Below are 18493 nucleotides of genomic sequence, written 5' to 3' on the forward strand. Positions count from 1 at the left end.
ACGTTAATCCAGCGGGTTGAAGGATCGGTTCATTGCTACAACATCGTCATGGCTTGGGTTTGCTCCAAGCCACTCGAAGTGTTGGGGCAGTTGATCTCGTTTCGCTGCTGCCTGCCCCTTAACTGCCGCCGCTAATGCCCTGCGCATGGTCTTGGCGTCGTAATCACAGCAGTAGCCAGGCGTGGACGGTTGTTGCCTCCAAGACTCTTCCAGAGAACCTCCGTCAACCGGATCGAAGCCAGCTTGGTTAACCAGGGACATTACCGTTTCCTTGGCCTTGTCATTATCGCCCGCTACCGCTGCCGCCAAGCGACCTTGAGTACCCTCTGGAAGACCTCGCTCTGCCAGTGTATAGGCCAGCACATTATTGAAAGCTTTGACAACAGGGCGCCCAACCTGCGTTGAAACCCAGACACTTTCCGTCATTCCTTGATCGATTTCAGCAATGCGGGGATCACGCAAACCAGGGTAGTAATTACTCGTGTCCACCACCGGGACGCTTTCGGGTACATAGCTAAACAGGTCAGAAGGGAGTGCGCTCACAGCAGGTAGAGGTATCGATAGCACGATTACGTCCACTCCATCCACCGCGCCTCGAATGTCTACAGGTTCCGCTCCAATTTCTTCGGCAAACGCTCGAACGCCATCGACACCTCCAGAGTTTGCTACACGAATTTCATGCCCAGCAGCTCCGAGCTTTCGGGCTATGGTGCCCCCGATATTACCGGTTCCGATAATGCCTATTTTCATGGGCCGGTCTCCTGAATTGATTGTCTTGCACCGATTTTAGAGTGCTCATGAGATAATGGTAAGTACACACTAAAAGGTGGGTAACCCACTTGAGGGAAAGAAATGGAACGGGAATGGAACTGCGGCGATCCTCAAAATCGACGAGCATGGGCTGAGGCAACGACCGAGACACTTCGTGTACTAGAGGGGAAATGGAAGATCATCATCCTCTGCCAGCTATTCGCGGCAAAGGGCGCGCTTCGCTTCTCGGATTTGGAAAAGCTTATCGAAGGGATCAATCAGAAAATGTTGATCCAACAGCTCAAGCAGTTGGAAAGGGACGGGATCGTGCTGCGGACGGTGTACCCGCAGGTTCCTCCCAAGGTGGAGTATCAACTGACGCCTATCGGCCATGCACTCGGGCCATCAATTCAGGCGTTGATTGAATGGGCGGAGTTGAGGCATGAGCAAAGCTGAGCGCCATCGAGTTGCGAACGGCACAATCCCGGCTTGTACGGAAAGTACAGCTGCATATCACGTAGCCTTCAGTGACCATGGCTGCAATGCGTCTTGCCTGCTTGTCGTAGCGAGTGCCGATTCTTCGGTTCTCTTCTAACCAGCCGACTCCACTTAGGCTATCGACTCACCGCCCATATCCTCTTCCGAACGACCAAGGATTTGCCAGATATGGGTTGCTCATCCCGTATGCGGAGACGCACTGAATACCAGTCACTGCCATAGCGCGATCAAGCTGGAGCACATGGCCCAGGCAGCCATGCAGAATCTAGCGCTACGTTCATTAGTGACGCTGTGTAGCCTGTGCGAAAACGCCCGGGCCACACTGCATGCAATCCTAATTTACGCGGATGTTGAGTGGCCTTAACACGTCCGGTCATTGAAACAGTAACAGTCATGGCGCACTCAACAGCAGATGACGATCTGGACCTCTCAGCATCGGAGGCTAGACCTCTGATTACTTCAGATTAAAACCTTTGTGGCATCGCACTCTGCACTCCGCAACAAGGCTCAAACCAATTCGGCTAAAGATGCCGGATTGAAACCCTTCAGATCCGCGTAATTGCCTTTTTCAACTTTGGCGGCCCAATCCTTGTCACTCAGCAGAACACGCCCTACAGCGATCAGATCAAACTCTTCGCGCTCCATGCGCTCGACAAGCCGATCCAGACTCGCAGGGGTTGAACCCTTGCCGGCGAAGGCATTAGTAACATCATTTTCTAGCCCAACCGAACCAACACTGATGGTCGCGGCCCCGGTTACTTTCTTCGCCCAGCCCGCGCAGTTCAGGCCGTTCTCACCGTCAATCTCGGGGAACTCGGGTTCCCAGAAGCGACGTTGTGAGCAGTGCAGGACGTCGACACCCGCCTCGACTAATGGCAACAACCAGTCTTCCATCACAGCTGGCGTTTCAGCGACGCGTACTCCGTAATCCTGCTGCTTCCACTGGCTGACACGCATGATGATCGGGAACTCAGGGCCAACAGCATGACGAACAGCAGACACTATCTCACTGGCAAAACGCGAACGTTCCTTGATCGTCGGGCCGCCGTAGCGGTCGGTGCGCAGATTGGTACCAGACCAGAAAAACTGATCGATCAAATAACCATGGGCTCCGTGGATCTCAACGGTATCGAAGCCCAGCCGTTTGGCATCCGCTGCGGCCTTGGCGAACGCTGCTACCGTGTCAGCAATGTCCTCTTCACTCATCGCCACACCACGCAGGTCACCTGGCGAATCAAGGCCCGACGGGCTTTCCACTGGCGCATCTGGCTCCCAGTCGTTGATGTAACGCGCGGCACCGGTGTGCCAGATCTGCGGTGCCATGCGCCCGCCAGCGTTGTGGACCGCATCGATCACGTTTTTCCACCCAGCCAGCGCCGCTTCGCCGTGAAAAAAAGGAATGCCGGAATCATTGCGCGATGCTGGGCGATCAATCACGGTGCCTTCCGACAAAATCAGCCCAACACGTCCCTCTGCCCGCCGCCGGTAGTAGGCAGTGCTCGCTTCACCCGGGATGCCTTCGGGTGAGAACAGACGCGTCATTGGCGCCATGACAATCCGGTTTTTCAGCTCAAGCGACCGGATGGAAAAAGGACGAAATAAAATGCTGGTATCAGGGTTTGACATTGGATGGACTCCGTTTGCTTTTGGAAGCCACATAAGTATATTTTGTAAACCAAATGTCAATTAGGCACCTAGAGTCGCCTAGGTATATATGAGGAAACTTCGATGCTGGAATTAAAGCCGCAATGTTTTTCGTCGGAGTGCCCAAGCCGGGCACTGTTCGACCAAATCGCAGACAAGTGGTCGATGATGGTTCTGGCGGTACTTGATGACGGGCCGCACCGTTTTAACGCCATCAGGCGTCGCCTGGAGGGCGTCACTCAGAAGGCGCTTACACAGTGCTTGCGGCGGCTGGAACGAAATGGTCTTGTCTCGCGCCAGGTCATCTCGTTTTCGCCCGTGGCAGTCCAGTATGAGATCACCCCACTGGGTCGAACACTGCAGCAGCCATTTCGCGAATTGCATAAATGGACACTCGACAAATTGCCCGAGGTTGAAGCGGCCCGGTTGAAGTTTGACGAGGCCGCGGAGGTAAGTTGACGGTGTGATTCTTTTTCATTGACTCGCCGCCACTGCTACCTGCAACGCATTACTTGATAGATCTGCTGGCGGTATTCCTAAACCCATCCTGGACGTTGAGTACGCACCAGCGGTCCTGCGACACGTCACCATCGCCAGCGTTTCGATAGCCCTGATACCGGGGCGCTCTAAGATCACAGCATTCCACCCCGACCACCACGACATCGACCTTGATGGCGTTTTCCAGCATGGGCATTTCGCCAGAATCAGGTAATCCACAGGGGTAGATACAAGCCTCGAGCGGGCGAGCGACGCGGGCGTTTTCTCCGTGCCGACGGGTGCCGATGGGCGGCCCTGTTATCGGTACGTTGGTACCCCAACCAACGCTTCTAATGATAAGCATTAGCATATAGTATGCTGCGGTTTTTCCTCCCCTCTCCTGCTCTGGATCGTCCTGTCGATGCGTCGTACGTTCGTTTCGCTTTGCCTGCTGCACGCCGTTTCCCCTGTTGTCTGGGCCGATCAATCCAGCGCTTCCTCACTCGAGTTGCAGGCCACCAGCATCACCGCCGATGCCGCTGCCGAGCGCGCCGACGGTCCGGTGCAGGGGTATCGCGCCACCCGTTCGGCCAGCGCCACGCGCACCGATACCGCCCTGCATGAAACCGCGCAGTCCGTCAGCGTCGTGCCCAAGGATGTGGTGGAAGACATCAGCGCAACGCGCTTGCAGGATGCGCTCGACTACGCAGGTGGCGTGGGCCGCGCCAACAACTTCGGCGGACAGGGCCTGACCACCTTCACCGTTCGCGGCTTTACCACCGGCGAGTTCTACCGCAACGGTTTCCCGATCAACCGCGGTTATCCCAACGCGCCGGACGCCAACACCATCGAGCGCCTGGAAGTCCTGCGCGGCCCGGCCAGTTCGCTGTACGGCCGTGGCGACCCGGGCGGAACCTTTAACGTGGTGAGTAAGCAGCCGCAGGCTGAATCCAAGGTGACCCTGGGCAGCCAGCTCGACGACCAAGGCATGCACCGCGCCACGCTCGACGCCACCGGCGCGCTGGATGAAAGCGGCGCCCTGGCCTACCGCCTGAACCTGCTGGGCGAAGGCGGCTCAAGCTTTCGCGATGATGTCAAAACCGAACGCTACGACGTCGCCCCGGTGCTGAGCTGGCAGGTCAACGACAGCACGCGCATCACCTTCGAAGGCGACTACATGCGCAACAACCATCCGCTGGACCGGGGCCTGACTCGCTACCCCAACCAGAAAGGAAGCGCCTCGCGGGACACCAACGTCTGGGAAAAGGGCCTGGACAATACCCTGCACAACGACAACAACATGACCCAGCTGCGTTTCGAGCATCTGTTGAACGAGGACTGGACCCTGGCCGGTGGCGTGCAATGGCTGGATGGCCAGCTGCAAGGCAATGCCGTGGAAGCCAATGCCCTGCAGGCCGATGGCCGCACCCTGGGGCGCAACTTCAACTACCGCAAGCTGGAGTGGAGCGACCGCGATATGCAGTTGAACCTGACCGGCTATTTCGACCTCGCTGGTTTCAGCCATACGCTGCTGACCGGTGTGGAATATGAGGACTACCACTACCAATCGCTGATCCAGCGCTCCGCCGCCGGTGCCGCTGCCTACCCGATCGACCTGTTCGACCCGGTGCTGGGCCAGCCGCGTCCGGCCCTCACCCGCACGACCACCCACGACAAGGAAAACCTCAAGACCTGGGCCCTCTTCGTGCAGGACCAAGTGGCCTTGACCGAACGCCTCAAAGCCCTGGCCGGCGTGCGTTTCGAGCGCTTCGAACACGACTATGACGACTACCTGAGCACCACCCGCGACTTCACCAAGAACCAAAATGCGGTCACCCCGCGCTTCGGCCTGATCTACGACCTTACCGACACTGTCGCGGTGTACGCCAACACCGCGCGCTCCTTCAAGCCGAACAACGGCGCCAGCCGTGAAGGGGGCGGGTTCGACGCGGAGAAAGGCAAGTCCTATGAACTGGGCGTCAAGTGGGAAGCGCTGGAGCATCAGCTGAGCGTGGATGCCGCGATCTACCACATCGTCAAACAGAATGTACTGACCGTCGACCCGGTCGACTCCAACTACAGCGTGGCGGCCGGTGAAGTCCGCAGCCGTGGCATCGATCTGAACATCGCCGGCAACATCACCCCCGAGTGGCGCATGCTCGGCGGCTACGCATACGTGGACGCCGAGGTGACCAAGGACAACACGCTGGCCGATGGCACACGCCTGGCAAACATCCCGCGCAACACCTTCAGCCTGCTCAACACCTACGAATTCCAGGACGGCGTGGCCAAAGGGCTGGGCCTGGGCATGGGCGTGAAGTACGTGGATGATCGCGCCGGCCAGACCGCCGCGACCACCTACACCATGGAGCGCTACAGCGTGGTCGACCTGTTGAGCTTCTACCGGCTCAACGAACACGTGCGCCTGAACCTGGACGTGAAGAACCTGTTCAACAAGGGCTATGACGAAGGCGCGTTCAATACCTACGTTTACCCGGGCGCGCCGCGCACGGTGCAGGCGGGGATTGCCTACACCTTCTAATTGAAAGGCTTGTTCCAAGGCGTGCACCGAAGAACTGCACGCCTGCCTGTGAGGGCTTTTGCAGATCCCCCTGCGAAGGCCCTTGCATTGGCCGCTCGCGCAGCCGCACCACCCCTGTCGACCTCCGCGCCCCTGGCGGCATTGTCCCGTCGCCCACAACCCAGCCGCCCAGCGTTCGCCATCCGTCATTCGGTCGCGGCTATTTCGCCACGCTTCACCGGGGGCGAGCCGTTCCCCAGGCTGCCGGGCGGCCCGGGCGCCTTGCGCGGCGTGCAACGCCTACCCAGCGAAAATATGCCCACTGCCGAGCAAAATCCGCTGCAGCGCCGGCCCGCGGAGCGGGTATCGTGGAGCAAAACCATCGGCCAGAGGTGCACTGTGGCGTCCTATTCCTTGCGTCAATTGAAGTATTTCGTCACCACCGTCGACTGTGGCAGCGTCGCCGAGGCGTCGCGCAAGCTGTACATCGCCCAGCCTTCGATCTCCACGGCGGTCAAGGGCCTGGAAGACAGCTTCGGCGTGCAGTTGCTGATCCGCCATCACGCCCAGGGCGTGTCCCTGACCCCGGGCGGCGCGCGTTTCTACCGCAAGGCCCAGGAACTGCTGCGCATGGCCCACGAGTTCGAGCAGAACGCCCTGGCCGACAACGATGTGGTGTGCGGGCAGATCGATATCGGTTGCTTCGAGACGGTCGCCCCGCTCTACCTGCCACGGCTGATCGCCGGCTTTCGCCAGCGTTTTCCGGGGGTGGAGATCCGCCTGCAGGACGGCGAGCAGCAGGAACTGGTGCAGGGCCTGACCGGCGGACGCTTCGACCTGGCGATCTTCTACGAACACGACCTGGACAGCACCATCGAGACCGAGGCGCTGATGGCGCCGCAACGGCCGTATGCCCTGGTGCCGGCCGGGCACCGTTTTGCCGGACAGGCCCAGGTGTCACTGCGCGACCTGGTGCTGGAGCCGATGATCCTGCTGGATGTGCAGCCCAGCCGCACCTACTTCGTGAGCATCTTCGAGGAGCTGCAACTGACGCCGAATATCGTCTTCGGCTCGCCGTCGATCGAGATGGTACGCGGCATGGTCGGCCAGGGGTTCGGCTTTGCCTTGCTGGTGACCAGGCCCCACGGCAACAGCACCTATGACGGCCAGGAAGTGGTCTGTGTGGAGATTGCCGAGGATGTCACCGGCTCGGCGCTGGTGGCCGGCTGGCTGAAACGGGCGCAGCTGACCAAGCCTGCGCAGTTGTTCGTCGATTACTGCAAGGAGCAGTTCAAGGCCTGGCTCGCCTGAGGGCCGGCGAGCAGGAGCGGATCGCCCCCCGATGCGTTGCCCACCACTGCCCCATACCGACGTCCTGGCCGCCAGGCCGCGACGCCCGGCCGGATGGCGCCAGCCAGCCGGGGCCGGCGCTGACAGGTGGGCTTAAGCTTGCGGATTGACCAGGAGTTGCGAAGCCCCAGGCCCCTGGTGCCGGACGTCGTGGGTACAGGCGACGAAGTCCTCCTTGCGCAGCACTAGCAGGGCCAGCAGCGACGCGACCCCGGTCGCCACGTAGAAGTACCAGGGCGCGGTGATGTCGCCAGTGAGCTTGATCAGCCAGGTGGAAATCAGCGGCGCGCTGCCGCCGAACACCGCCACCGGGATGTTGTAGGCCACGGCGATGCCGGTGGAGCGGATGCGGGTCGGCAGCAGCTCGCTCATCAGCGCGTAGGTCGAGGACGCATAGAGCCCGAACAGGATCGCCACGGCCATCAGCGGCCAGAACAAGGTGGCCGGGGTCGCGCTGGGCGCGGCCTTGAAGAACCAGTACATGGCCAGGGTCGCCAGGGTACCGATCACCATCAGGAACGGCTTGCGTCCGTAGCGATCGGTGAAGGCGCCGCCGAAGGGCATGACCACCGCCGCCGAGAGGCTGGCGACAAATACATAGAGCAAGGTGGTGCCGCTGTCGAACTTGAGGGTGTTGGACATATAGGTCGAGGCGAAGGTCAGCACCAGGTAAAAGATCGAGCTATGCAGGGTGATGATGAAAAACACCAAAGCGATAGGGCGCTTCCACTGCCAAACCTCGCGCAGCGGCGCCTTGGAGGTCTGCCCGGCCTGCAGCAAGGCGAGGAATTCCGGGCTGTCCTCCAGTTTCAGGCGGATATACAGCGAGATGAAGCCCAGGGGACCTGCGATCAGGAACGGGATCCGCCAGCCCCAATCCTGCATCAGCTCGGCGCCCAGGGCCCAGGTCATGCCATTGGCCACGGCGCCACCCAGGAGCAGGCCGAGCACAGCGGTGACCATCAGCCAGCAGGTGGCGAATCCCCGGCGCCCTGGGCTGGCGTATTCGGAAATGAAGCTGGTGATGGTGCCGATCTCGCCACCGGCAGAGAAACCCTGCACACAGCGGACCAGCACCAGGATCACCGGCGCGGCGATGCCGATGCTCGCGTAGGTCGGCAACAGGCCCAGCAGGCAGGTGGAGCCGGCCATCATCACCAGCACCGTGATCAGGGTCTTGCGTCGGCCGATCTTGTCGGCCAGGGGGCCGAAGAACAGGCCGCCCAAGGGCCGGATGAAGAAGCTCAGGGCAAAGGCCGCGAAGCTTGCCAGAAGGCTGCTGGTGGGATCGTCGGAAACGAAGAAGGCCTTACCGATGTACAAGGCCAGGAAACCGTAGACGCCATAGTCGTACCACTCGATCAAGTGGCCGGAAGTGGCGCCGATGAAGGCCCGGCGCCGCTGGCGCTGGGGGTTGGAAGGTGGCACGCCCATCGTGGGGACTCCTGTCGTAGTGCTATCCATGAAATGCCGCGTTTCAGAGGTTGCTCAAGGGCCCGGTGGGGTCCTGCAACCACTGACGCAAGCGGGTCTTGAGAATCTTGCCATAGCTATTCTTGGGCAGCTCGGCGCAAAACAGGTACTTCTTCGGTTTCTTGAACGAGGCCATGCGCGCCAGGAACCAAAGGTTGAGCGCCTGCGCATCGAGGTTTCCGGGCGAACGCGGGACCACGAAGGCCACCACCGACTCGCCCCACTGCGGGTCGGCCTCCCCCACCACGCACACTTCGAATACCTCGGGGTGCTGGATCAGCACTTCCTCGACTTCCCGCGGGTAGATGTTACTGCCGCCGGAGATGATCACATCCTTGCTGCGATCGGTCAGGGTCAGGTAACCCCGCTCATTCAGGAAACCGATGTCACCGGTGAGCAGCCAGCCGTCCACCAGGGCCTCCCGGGTGGCTTGCGGATTGTCCCAGTACCCCAGCATCACCACAGCCCCGCGCACGGCGATTATCCCCCTCTCCCCGGCAGCCAGGGGTTGGCCCGCAGTATCCACCACGCGCACCTCAACGCAAGCGTGGGCACGCCCTACCGAGGCAGCAAGGGTCGGCCAGTCAACATGCCCGCGGTCGGCAATGGTCTCCCTGGACAAGGCGCTGATGGTCATTGGGCATTCGCCCTGGCCGTAGATCTGCACCAGCCGCGGGCCGAAGGTGTCCAGGGCCTGGGCGAGATCCGCCAGGTACATCGGGCCGCCGCCGTAGACGATGGTCTTGATCCCTTCGCCGCAATAGCCCTGCTGCCGGGCCTGCTGCACCATGCGCTTGAGCATGGTCGGTGCGGCAAACAGGCTGACCTGGCCCAGCGCCTGCGCCAGCTCGAACAACTCCGCCGCCTGGAACCCCTGGGATGTCGGCACCACATGCCGGACGCCACAGCGCACATGGATGAAATTGTAGAGGCCGGCGCCATGGGACATCGGCGCGGCATAGACCACGGCGTCATCGCCGGCCACCGGATCCACGTCCAGCGGATAACACAAGGACATGGCGATCAGGTTGCCATGGGACAACATCACCCCCTTGGGGCGGCCAGTGGTCCCGGAGGTGTAGAACAGCCAGGCCAGGTCGCTGTCCTCCCGCAGGTGCGGCTCCACCAGTTCATCGCCCGGCACCCGGCCTTGCACGGTCAGCCCGGGCGCGGCCAGTTCACGGCAACCGGCAGGCAGGGCCACGGTGTCGAAGCTCTGGCCCTCATCGGTGTAGATCAGCCGGGCCCCGGCATTGCCGGCAATCCAGGCGGCTTCCAGTGCATGCAGCTTGCAGTTGATCGGAACCGCCACCGCCCCGCTCCACCAGATGGCGTACAACAGTTCGAGATAACCGCAGCTGTTCTTCAGCAGCAGCGCCACTCGGTCGCCAGGCTCGATGCCGTACTCATGTCGCAGTTGCAGGGCTCGTGCCCTGGCCTGCGCGGCAAACGCCTGGTAGTCGGCGACCTGGCGGCAGCCCTCGAACAGAGCTCCCCGCCGAGGCCAGCGCTGGGCTGCATCGCGCAGCCAATGGGCGATGTTCATCCTCAGACCTTGACCGCTTGCAGAACGCTGGCGTAGTTGGCCACCGCCATGCCGCCCATGTTGAACAGCAAGCCGAACTCGGCAGCGGGCACACCCAGGCCGATGGGTTTGCCGATCAGTTGGGCAAAGCCCAGGGCATGCATCGATACCCCGGTGGCCCCCACCGGATGCCCCTTGGCCTTGAGCCCGCCGGACAGGTTCACCGGCAGGCGTCCGCCCTGGCGCACGGTGCCGTCGTCGAGGGCCCGGTGCCCTTCGCCCCTGGGCGCCAGGCCCATGGCTTCGTAGATCAGCAATTCAGCGATGGTGAAGCAGTCGTGTACCTCGGCGAAACTCAGGTCGCCGAGGGTCACGCCGGCCTGGCGCAAGGCCCCGTGGATGGCCCGTCGCGGCCCCTCGAAGGCCAGCATGTCGCGGCTCGACAAGGGCAGGAAGTCGTTCACCTGGGTCATGGCACGGATCGCCACCTGGCGTCGCATCGAACGGGCGCGCTGGGGCGAGGCCAGGATGATCGCCGCCGCACCGTCACTGATCAACGAGCAGTCGGTCAGGCGCAGTGGCGGTGCGATCAGCGGGTTGCCCTGGGAAACGTTGTTGCAGTGTTCAAAATCCATCACTCGGTGCATCTGCGCCAGGGGGTTGGCCATGGCATTGGCATGGTTTTTCACCGCGATCATGGCCATCGAGGACATCGGGTTGTGGTAGCGGTCGGCGTACTGCTGCGCCACCCGGCCAAAAAGCTGGGCGAAACTCATGCCGGCCTCCTGGAGGGTGTTCTGGTAGCCGGCGCCGGCCAGGGCCCGGGTGACTTCGACGGTGCTGTTGCCGGTCATTTTCTCCGCGCCGACCACCAGTACCAGTTCGGCGGCGCCGCTGCGGATCGCGTTGATCCCGGCCTGGATCGCCGCCGAACCGGAGGCGCAGGCGTTCTCACAGCGAGTGGCGGGCTTGAAGCGCAGTTGCGGATCGGCCTGGAGCATCAGCGAGGCGGGGAAACCATCCGCCACCAGGCCGGAGTTGAAGTGCCCGAGAAACAGCGCGTCGATTTGTGCAGCCTCGATCTCAGCGTCGGCCAGGGCCTCGCGGGTAACCTGGACGATCAGGTCCTCGAGGTTCAGGCCGTCCAGGCGACCGAAAGGGCTATGGGCGGCAGCGACGATGGATACGGAATCGTGAATCATGTGATTTTCTTCTTCCTTGAAGCGGGTATTCCATACAATGATTCAACACCCGAATCACACGCTAGTTGGGGGAACTACGTACGGCAGTAAGTAGTCCCCCGCCCCCAAAAAAAAGAGACGCGCCGATAAACCCGAGGCAGGATGCCCGATGACTCTACACGCCCAGCAATTCCAGGACCTCGAGCGCCTGGCCTTCCAGGTTTCCCCCGCGCCGCAGATGATCACCGGGCATCGCCGGATGCTCGACTGCAACCAGGCCTTCGTACGCCTGTTCGGCTACGAGCGCGAACACTTGCAAGGCCACCTGACCCTGCTGTTGTACCCCTCCCAGGCCGACTACCAGAGCATCGGCGAACGCAGCGAGCACTGGCTGCGCAACGGACCCGGCACCTTCTACTCCGACGAACGCTTCATGCAGCATCGCAACGGCGAGGTGTTCTGGGCCCGCGCCCACGGTTTTTCCCTGACTGCCGAGGATCCGTTCAAGCTGATGGTCTGGCATTTCGAGCGCCTGGACCGCCAACCGGCGCCGATGATCCAGTTGACCCCGCGCGAACGGGAAATCTCGCTGCATATCGTCAATGGCCTGACCTGCAAGGAAGTGGCACGCAAGCTGGGCATTTCCCACCGTACCGTGGAAGTCCACCGCGCCCGGCTGATGAAGAAGCTTCAGGCCAAGAACAGCGCAGAGCTGGTGTCGAAGATCATCTTCATCAGCTGAGCGCCTGCCCAATCCTGTCGCGGGCACTGATGCGCAGCAGCTGCAATGGCCCGATATTCACGCCCTCCACCCTACCGCCCTCAGCCAGGATCTGGTTGACGGCATCCATCTCGACACTGCGTCTGGAGACGGTTTTGCTTCTGCAGGCCTCATCCACAAAAAAATCCGATGCCTTGCGACATCGGATTTTCATTGCTTGCCCTCAGCGATCAAGTCAACAGGCTTGACTGTCGAGCATCCGGCACGTCTGCCGGATGCCTCCTTGATCGAGCGCTAGTGGGCGGTCTGCGGGTGGGGCTCATCCTGGGTTGAGGAAGACTGCTTGCCACCGTTGATCAACGGCCCATAGCGCCGGCTGAATTCCTGGTTGTAGGGCACGTGGTCCTTGCTGAACCCATTGTCCCAGTTGACCGACCAGGTCATCAGGCCCTTGATCGACAGCCCTTTGGCGTGGAGGCGTTTGAACGCATTGGCAACGGCCGTCGGGTTGACCACGTATCCGGTGGCCGCCGCATCGACGTTGGCGGGCAGGCCAATGACGAATTTGTCAGCGGCAATCCTGGTGAAACCGCGAGTACCACTGACCAGGCTTTCGGTCAGGTAATAGAGGAAGTCCTCTTTCATGGCGTCGTTGTTCTGGGCGATCCAGGCCCCATTGCCGTTGTTGGCCTCCTGAACCCAGAGGCCATCGCCGCCCTGGTTGTAGAACTGCGGCGCGATGAAGTCGTAGTAGCCTTCCAGCGCCTTGAGGTAGTCGACGTATCGACCGGCAGCGGTCAGGTAGGGGAACTCCGGCGCCATGCTGATGATGAAATGCTTGCCTTCGGCAGCATAGTGATCCTTGACCAGCTTCAGCGCGGCCGGCAGGACGATCTTGTTGCTGGCGAAGTCAATCGCGCTCTGTTCAAGATCGATGTCCAGCCCGTCAAAACCGTAGGTTTCCACCAGGCGGATGATTTCATTGGCCAGAGGCTGTTCGTGGCCCGGGTTCAACGCGATATGAGCGTCGGCGCCCCCCAGGGACATCAGCACCGCCCTGCCCTGGCTGTTCAGCACGCCCACCTGGCGACGAAACTCGGCATCGGACAGGTTGTACGGCTTGAACGTCGGAATACCGCTGCCTTTCATGAACGCCACGGCCACCACGTTGTAGTCGCGGGGCACATCCTCCAGGTTCATATTGGCAAACTGCCCGCGCTGGTAGCCGTCCGAGGGGCCGGCCGGCCAGTTGTGCCAATAGCCCATGAGGATTTTCTTGCCATCCAGGCTCGGCATCCGCGACGCGGCATCATCGAGCGGCGCTTTCAGTTGGGTAAAGTCAATCTGTGACATGTTCTAGTCCTTCAGAACGTTTTAATGATCCGCAGACTTATTTGAAGTCGACGTCGAAGGCCTGATAGAAGGCGTTGCCGGTATTGGCCACGATCCACATCAGGACAATCACGTGACGGCCCTTTTTATTGGCCGGCAGCTTCACTTCATGATCGACCTTGGCCTTCAGTTCGCCGGCATGGCTGTAGTAAGGCACCTGCGGATAGAAGTCCTCGGCGAAAGGTTGAGCCTCCAGTTGGGCGCGGGTGATGCGCTGTTTCGGGTCCCAGCCGTCCTTGGTGATCAGCCAGCGATAGCCGCGGGTGGTATGCGGTGCGGTGTACTGCCAGGTCACCTTGAAGATCTGGCCAGGATCGACGTTGAGCGTCGGCCAGGTGAAGGCGCGGCCGAGTTTCTTGCTCATCTCCTCATCGGTGAAGTTGACGCAGTCCCGGGCATCGGTCTTGCCACCGCTGAGGATGAAGCCATCGGCCGGCGGCACGTCGCTCGGGTTGTCCGTGTTGAACGGTGCAGGGAACGGACCCGCCGCCAGGGCCGGGAAGTTCTTGCCGCCTTCCATTTCATTGACCTGCCAGCCGCCCAGCAGGCCGAGGTCGATGGCGACTGCGCCGCGGGAGGCTGGGGAGGTGACGCGACCGTGGCGAAGCGGTGATTGGGTTTGTGGTTGGTTCATGTTTATTGCTCCATTGATTTAAGAAACTCTCCCTTTCCAAAGGAGAGGTCTGCAAATTAACCGAGCTGGAATTTCTGTCCACGGGCCCATTTTTCGGTCTGCATCACGCTGGCAGAGGAATCTCCCGAGAATACTGGATATATAACCAGTACCACTAGATTTCTCCTACCCAACTTGAAGCAAAAGTCCTACCTGTCCAGGCGGCGCTTGCCGGCGATGCGGCCAATACCCAATCTGCATCTGCAGGAGTGCAGCTTGCTCGCGAAGCGTCGCATCAGGCACACCGCGTTGCCTCTATCGCCAGCAAGCTGGTTCCTACAAAGAACGGGTGCCCTCCTTTACGACGCTGGCTGCCATTGACCTCAGCGCGCCGCCCAGGCGTTGAAGCGCTGCTCCAGCTCCTCGCCATGGTCCACCCAGAACTCCGCGTCCACCGCCCGCGCGCCGGCCAGGTTGGCCTCGGCGGTGGGCAGCTGCCGTTGCACCGCCGCCGGCAGCAGCGCCAGCGCGTCACGGTGCACCGGCCCGTAGGGGATCTCCTCGGAGAACACCTTCTGGGTCTGCGGCTGGCTGGCGAAGGCGATGAAGTCTTCGGCCAGCGCCTTGTTCGGCGTGCCCTTGACCACCGCCCAGTACTCCGGGTCGTACAGGCTTTGCGGCCAGACGATGCTCAGCTTCATGCCTTCCTTCTGCGCCGAGGCGATCCGCCCGTTGTAGGCCGCGCTCATCACCACGTCCCCGGCGATCAGCCATTGCGGTGGCTGCGCGCCCGCCTCCCACCACTGGATATTGCCCTTGATCTGGTCGAGCTTGGCGAACGCCCGGGTCACGCCCTCGGGAGTCCCCAGCACCTGGTACAGCTGGTCCGGCTTGACCCCGTCGGCGAGCAAGGCGATTTCCAGGGTGTACTTGGCGCCCTTGCGCAAGCCGCGCTTGCCGGGGAAGTCGGCGACGTTCCAGAAATCCGCCCAGGAGGTCGGCGCCTTGGCCAGCTTGTCCTGGTCGTAGGCCATGACCATCGACCAGACATAGGTGGCCACCCCGCATTCGCTCAGGGTCCCCGGCACGAATTGCGCCGGGTCGCCGAAGCGCGCCGGGTCGAGGCGTTCGAACAGGCCTTCATCGCAGCCGCGCAGCAGCTCCGGGCTTTCGACTTCGACCACGTCCCAACTGGTATGGCCGACATCGACCATGGCCTTGATTTTCGACAGTTCCCCGTTGTATTCGCCGGCGACCACGCGTCCTGCGCCGCTGGCGGTGAAAGGTTGGAAGTAGGCCTTGTCCTGGGCCTGCTTGGTGGCACCGCCAAAGGAGATGACGGTGAGGCTCTGCGGCGCGGCCGCAACCGCGGTGCACAACAGGGCCAGGGTAAAGGGAACACAGCAACGCAAGGATCTGGACATGAAGCGGTTCCTCTCAATAGGCCGACGCGCCCGCGCGCGCCGGCCGCTTTGGGCTCACAGGCGACCGTATTCGCGGGCGGTCCGATCTACAGCGGTACGGGTCTTGTCGACCAGTTCATCAATGTCGGCGTGGCTGGCCACCAGGGCCGGGGCCATGATCATTCGGCCCAGGGTCGAGCGAATGATCAGGCCCTCTTCGAAGCCGATGGTGCGGCAACGCCAGGCCATGTCGTTTTCGTTGGCGAAGCGCTTGCGGCTGGCCTTGTCTTCGGCGAACTGCAAGGCGGCGACCAAACCTGCACCCTGCACTTCGCCAATCAACGGGTGGTTGTCGAAGACTTCGCGCAGGCAGCGCTGCAGGTACGGCCCGGTCTCGTGCCTGACCCGGCTGACGATGCCTTCGTCGCGCAGGGCCTTGAGGTTGGCGATGGCCACCGCCGCCGCCACCGGGTGGCCGGAATAGGTCAGGCCGTGGGCGAACACCCCGCCCTGCTCCACCAACACCTCGGCCATGCGCTTGGAGAGGATCAGCCCGCCCATGGGGATGTAGCCGCTGGTCAGGCCCTTGGCGATCGACAGGGTGTCGGGCTCGAAGCCGAAATGCTGGTGGGCGAACCACTCGCCGGTACGGCCGAAACCGCCGATCACTTCATCGGCGCACAGCAGCACGTCGTACTGGCGGCAGATGCGTTGGATTTCCGGCCAGTAACTCTCTGGCGGGAAGATCATGCCGCCGGCGCCCTGGAACGGCTCGGCGACGAAGGCCGCGACATTCTCGGCGCCCAGTTCGAGGATCTTCTCTTCCAGCTGGCGCGCAGCGCGCAGGCCGAACTCGGCCGGGGTCAGGTCGCCTTCGTGGGCGAACCAGTACGGCTCGTCGATGTGCGCCACGTCCGGGATCACCCCGCCCATGTCGTGCATGAACTTCATCCCGCCCAGCGCCGTGGCGCCGAGGGTCGAGCCGTGGTAGCCGTTCCAGCGGCCGATCATGATCTTCTTCTGCGGCTTGCCGAGGATCTGCCAGTAGCGGCGCACGGTGCGGATCAGCACCTCGTTGGCCTCGGAGCCGGAGTTGGTGTAGATCGCGTGGCTGTAGTGCGCAGGCAACAGGCTGAACAGCAGCTCCGACAGCTCGACCACCGCCGGGTGGGTGGTGTGGAAGAACATGTTGTAGTACGGCAGTTGTTCGAGCTGCTGGCTGGCGGCGGCGGCCAGGTCCTTGCGGCCGTAGCCGAGGTTGGTGCACCACAGGCCCGACATGCCGTCCAGGTAGCGCTGGCCGTCGTTGTCCCAGAGCGCCAGGCCCTCACCGCGCACGATTACCCGCGGCCCTTCGGCGTTCAGCGCCTTCTGGTCGAGGAACGCATGAATGTGGTGCGCGGCATCCGCGGCCTGGTAGTCGCCGGTGCTGCGCACGGGTTTCATCTGAACGGTCATTGCGAGTCTCCTTGCGGGTTTTTATCGAGGGTGCCGAGCACGCTGGCCAGCGGCTCCGGCTTGAACAGTGGCTTGCCCATCACGCCCTTGATCCACAGCACGGCGATGATCGAGACGATCAGCAGCACCAGGCCCGCGTAGGCAAAAATCGAGAAGGTCATCTCCGGGCTGGGCGACACGTTCCAGATCGCAAACAGCATGCCGACGATGCCGAACACCTGCGGCAAGGGGTAGAACGGCGTACGGAACGGCCGCGCCACCTGCGGGTAGCGCCGACGCAGGGCGATGACGTTGACGTGGGTGATGATGTAGGCCAGCAGCCAGGCCAGGGCCGCCGAGAGCAGCAGCTGGTTGATCGCGTCGGCATGGTCGTGCATCAGCAGCAACGGCAGGCCGGTGACCGCGGCGATGAACAGCACCGCGACCCAGGGCGCGCCGGTGCGCTTGCCCTGCAGCTTGAACACGCCGAAGGCCTGGCCATTGCGAGCCATGCCGAACAGCATGCGCGGGATCGCCGCCAGCGAACTGTTGAGGGTGCTGCAGGTGGCGGTGATCGCGGCGGTCACCAGGAACACCTTGCCCGCCTCGCCGAACACCGTGGTGGCGAACAGGTAATGCGGCAGGCCGTTACTGGCCAGTTCCGCCTGGGGCACGGTAAGCAAGGCGCCCAGGCCATACAGGCTGATGATCACGAAAATGATGGTCAGGCCGAGCATCATCGAGCCCGGGATATTTCGCTCGGGGCGCCGGGTTTCTTCCACCAGCGGGCAGACGAACTCGGCGCCGACAAAGCCCCAGACCGCCATCGCCGTCAGGGCGATTACCCCCAGGCCCAGGGGGTTCCAGTGGGCGCTGTCGAACAGCGTCGGGTTGGGCGCGACGATGTCGCTGTTCATCGCGCTCAGGCCCATCACCAGCAACACCACAGTCATCACCACCGCCAGCACCGTCTGCAGGCGGGCGAAGATGTCGATGTTGAACAGGTTGAGCACTGTGAACAGCGCCAGTACTCCCAGGGCCACGGTCAGCGGCGGCATGGCGTGCGGGTAGACCTTGTCGATGATGAACTCCATCAGCAACAGCTCGGCCGACAAGGCGAACATCGCCACCACTATGTAGCCGGAAAAGGTCGCCAGGATCGCCGGGAACTGGCCGATGGCGACCTCGGTGTAAGTGCTCAGGCTGCCGGCGCGGGGGATCATCAGCGCCAGTTCGGAGAACGAGCAGGCGTAGCTCAGGGCCAGCAGGTAGGCCAGGCCCAGGGGCACGATAAAGCCCAGGCCGGCGATGCCGACGCCTTGCAGCATCAGCACCATCACGCCTTGTGAGACCACCAGGCCGATGGCCACCGCCAACAGCGCGGTGAGGCCGAGTTTCTTGTGACTCGCGGACGGCGCCAGGGCGCCGGTTTGCACGCTTGCATTGCTGTTCATCGGTTGCTCCGTCTTGTTGTTCTATTTTTTTGAAGATCGGTGCCGCGCTCCGAG

Annotated in this window: 16 protein-coding genes; 5 read left to right on the top strand and 11 right to left on the bottom strand. The window is 62.1% G+C overall.

The features are described 5' to 3' along the window. Positions 1–3 precede the first annotated feature (3 nt). Positions 4–750: an NADPH-dependent F420 reductase gene (locus BM019_RS21450; protein WP_092420083.1), complete on the bottom strand. Its 747-nt coding sequence runs from the start codon at positions 748–750 to the stop codon at positions 4–6. A gap of 102 nt (positions 751–852) precedes the next feature. On the opposite strand from BM019_RS21450, the gene BM019_RS21455 reads away from it, so the two are divergent. Then, positions 853–1206 (top strand): winged helix-turn-helix transcriptional regulator, encoded by a 354-nt coding sequence (locus BM019_RS21455; RefSeq protein WP_009044118.1) that lies wholly within the window; start codon positions 853–855, stop codon positions 1204–1206. A gap of 549 nt (positions 1207–1755) precedes the next feature. Here BM019_RS21455 and BM019_RS21460 read toward each other — a convergent pair. Next, positions 1756–2874, bottom strand: a complete 1119-nt coding sequence (locus tag BM019_RS21460; protein ID WP_053261408.1) for an NADH:flavin oxidoreductase — start codon at positions 2872–2874, stop codon at positions 1756–1758. Positions 2875–2976: 102 nt separating this feature from the next. Between BM019_RS21460 and BM019_RS21465 the strand changes: the two genes are divergently transcribed. The 3 genes from BM019_RS21465 (at position 2977) to BM019_RS21480 (ending at position 7201) form a co-directional block, all read left to right on the top strand. Then, positions 2977–3351 carry a winged helix-turn-helix transcriptional regulator gene (locus BM019_RS21465; RefSeq protein WP_037004770.1) on the top strand — a complete coding sequence of 125 codons (375 nt, stop codon included), beginning with the start codon at positions 2977–2979 and terminating at the stop codon, positions 3349–3351. Between the two features lie 439 nt (positions 3352–3790). Then, the gene (locus BM019_RS21475) at positions 3791–5911 is read left to right on the top strand and encodes a TonB-dependent siderophore receptor (RefSeq protein WP_009044120.1); all 2121 of its coding nucleotides are present in this window, start codon (positions 3791–3793) and stop codon (positions 5909–5911) included. A gap of 378 nt (positions 5912–6289) precedes the next feature. Then, complete coding sequence (locus BM019_RS21480; RefSeq protein WP_009044121.1) at positions 6290–7201, top strand: LysR substrate-binding domain-containing protein; 912 nt, start codon at positions 6290–6292, stop codon at positions 7199–7201. 132 nt (positions 7202–7333) lie between these two features. Here BM019_RS21480 and BM019_RS21485 read toward each other — a convergent pair whose 3' ends face one another. The 3 genes from BM019_RS21485 to BM019_RS21495 are packed head-to-tail and all read right to left on the bottom strand — an operon-like array spanning position 7334 to position 11440. Next, on the bottom strand, positions 7334–8674 hold the full coding sequence (locus tag BM019_RS21485; RefSeq protein WP_092420089.1) for an MFS transporter: 1341 nt from the start codon (positions 8672–8674) through the stop codon (positions 7334–7336). A 43-nt stretch (positions 8675–8717) separates the two neighbouring features. Further along, positions 8718–10259, bottom strand: coding sequence for a class I adenylate-forming enzyme family protein (locus BM019_RS21490; protein WP_092420092.1), 1542 nt, complete (start codon positions 10257–10259; stop codon positions 8718–8720). Between the two features lie 2 nt (positions 10260–10261). Continuing rightward, positions 10262–11440 carry an acetyl-CoA acetyltransferase gene (locus tag BM019_RS21495; protein ID WP_062826023.1) on the bottom strand — a complete coding sequence of 393 codons (1179 nt, stop codon included), beginning with the start codon at positions 11438–11440 and terminating at the stop codon, positions 10262–10264. Positions 11441–11588: 148 nt separating this feature from the next. Here BM019_RS21495 and BM019_RS21500 point away from each other — a divergent pair, with 148 nt between their 5' ends. Beyond that, positions 11589–12161, top strand: a complete 573-nt coding sequence (locus tag BM019_RS21500; RefSeq protein WP_007924818.1) for a LuxR C-terminal-related transcriptional regulator — start codon at positions 11589–11591, stop codon at positions 12159–12161. On the opposite strand, the gene BM019_RS21505 is transcribed toward BM019_RS21500, so the two are convergent. From BM019_RS21505 to BM019_RS21530, 6 genes are all read right to left on the bottom strand, one after another. Beyond that, positions 12154–12354: a hypothetical protein gene (locus BM019_RS21505; RefSeq protein ID WP_092420095.1), complete on the bottom strand. Its 201-nt coding sequence runs from the start codon at positions 12352–12354 to the stop codon at positions 12154–12156. The genes BM019_RS21500 and BM019_RS21505 overlap by 8 nt on opposite strands. Positions 12355–12434: 80 nt before the next feature. Continuing rightward, complete coding sequence (locus tag BM019_RS21510; protein WP_092420098.1) at positions 12435–13493, bottom strand: chitinase; 1059 nt, start codon at positions 13491–13493, stop codon at positions 12435–12437. Positions 13494–13530: 37 nt separating this feature from the next. Continuing rightward, positions 13531–14166: a lytic polysaccharide monooxygenase auxiliary activity family 9 protein gene (locus BM019_RS21515; protein ID WP_092420101.1), complete on the bottom strand. Its 636-nt coding sequence runs from the start codon at positions 14164–14166 to the stop codon at positions 13531–13533. A gap of 362 nt (positions 14167–14528) precedes the next feature. Continuing rightward, positions 14529–15569, bottom strand: a complete 1041-nt coding sequence (locus BM019_RS21520) for an ABC transporter substrate-binding protein (protein WP_009044127.1) — start codon at positions 15567–15569, stop codon at positions 14529–14531. Between the two features lie 54 nt (positions 15570–15623). Further along, on the bottom strand, positions 15624–17006 hold the full coding sequence (locus BM019_RS21525; RefSeq protein ID WP_092420104.1) for an aspartate aminotransferase family protein: 1383 nt from the start codon (positions 17004–17006) through the stop codon (positions 15624–15626). Next, positions 17003–18439 (bottom strand): APC family permease, encoded by a 1437-nt coding sequence (locus tag BM019_RS21530; protein ID WP_092420108.1) that lies wholly within the window; start codon positions 18437–18439, stop codon positions 17003–17005. Before BM019_RS21530 ends, BM019_RS21525 begins: the two co-directional genes overlap by 4 nt. Positions 18440–18493: the final 54 nt, after the last annotated feature.

This window comes from Pseudomonas sp. NFPP07 (genome assembly GCF_900115645.1).
In the GTDB taxonomy this organism is placed as follows: Bacteria; Pseudomonadota; Gammaproteobacteria; order Pseudomonadales; family Pseudomonadaceae; genus Aquipseudomonas; species Aquipseudomonas chlororaphis.

Coding starts and splice junctions, on each gene's coding strand:
- BM019_RS21450 (WP_092420083.1), bottom strand. CDS start 750: ATGAAAATAGGCATTATCGGAACCGGTAATATCGGGGGCACCATAGCC.
- BM019_RS21455 (WP_009044118.1), top strand. CDS start 853: ATGGAACGGGAATGGAACTGCGGCGATCCTCAAAATCGACGAGCATGG.
- BM019_RS21460 (WP_053261408.1), bottom strand. CDS start 2,874: ATGTCAAACCCTGATACCAGCATTTTATTTCGTCCTTTTTCCATCCGG.
- BM019_RS21465 (WP_037004770.1), top strand. CDS start 2,977: ATGCTGGAATTAAAGCCGCAATGTTTTTCGTCGGAGTGCCCAAGCCGG.
- BM019_RS21475 (WP_009044120.1), top strand. CDS start 3,791: ATGCGTCGTACGTTCGTTTCGCTTTGCCTGCTGCACGCCGTTTCCCCT.
- BM019_RS21485 (WP_092420089.1), bottom strand. CDS start 8,674: ATGGGCGTGCCACCTTCCAACCCCCAGCGCCAGCGGCGCCGGGCCTTC.
- BM019_RS21490 (WP_092420092.1), bottom strand. CDS start 10,259: ATGAACATCGCCCATTGGCTGCGCGATGCAGCCCAGCGCTGGCCTCGG.
- BM019_RS21495 (WP_062826023.1), bottom strand. CDS start 11,440: ATGATTCACGATTCCGTATCCATCGTCGCTGCCGCCCATAGCCCTTTC.
- BM019_RS21500 (WP_007924818.1), top strand. CDS start 11,589: ATGACTCTACACGCCCAGCAATTCCAGGACCTCGAGCGCCTGGCCTTC.
- BM019_RS21505 (WP_092420095.1), bottom strand. CDS start 12,354: ATGAAAATCCGATGTCGCAAGGCATCGGATTTTTTTGTGGATGAGGCC.
- BM019_RS21510 (WP_092420098.1), bottom strand. CDS start 13,493: ATGTCACAGATTGACTTTACCCAACTGAAAGCGCCGCTCGATGATGCC.
- BM019_RS21515 (WP_092420101.1), bottom strand. CDS start 14,166: ATGAACCAACCACAAACCCAATCACCGCTTCGCCACGGTCGCGTCACC.
- BM019_RS21520 (WP_009044127.1), bottom strand. CDS start 15,569: ATGTCCAGATCCTTGCGTTGCTGTGTTCCCTTTACCCTGGCCCTGTTG.
- BM019_RS21525 (WP_092420104.1), bottom strand. CDS start 17,006: ATGACCGTTCAGATGAAACCCGTGCGCAGCACCGGCGACTACCAGGCC.
- BM019_RS21530 (WP_092420108.1), bottom strand. CDS start 18,439: ATGAACAGCAATGCAAGCGTGCAAACCGGCGCCCTGGCGCCGTCCGCG.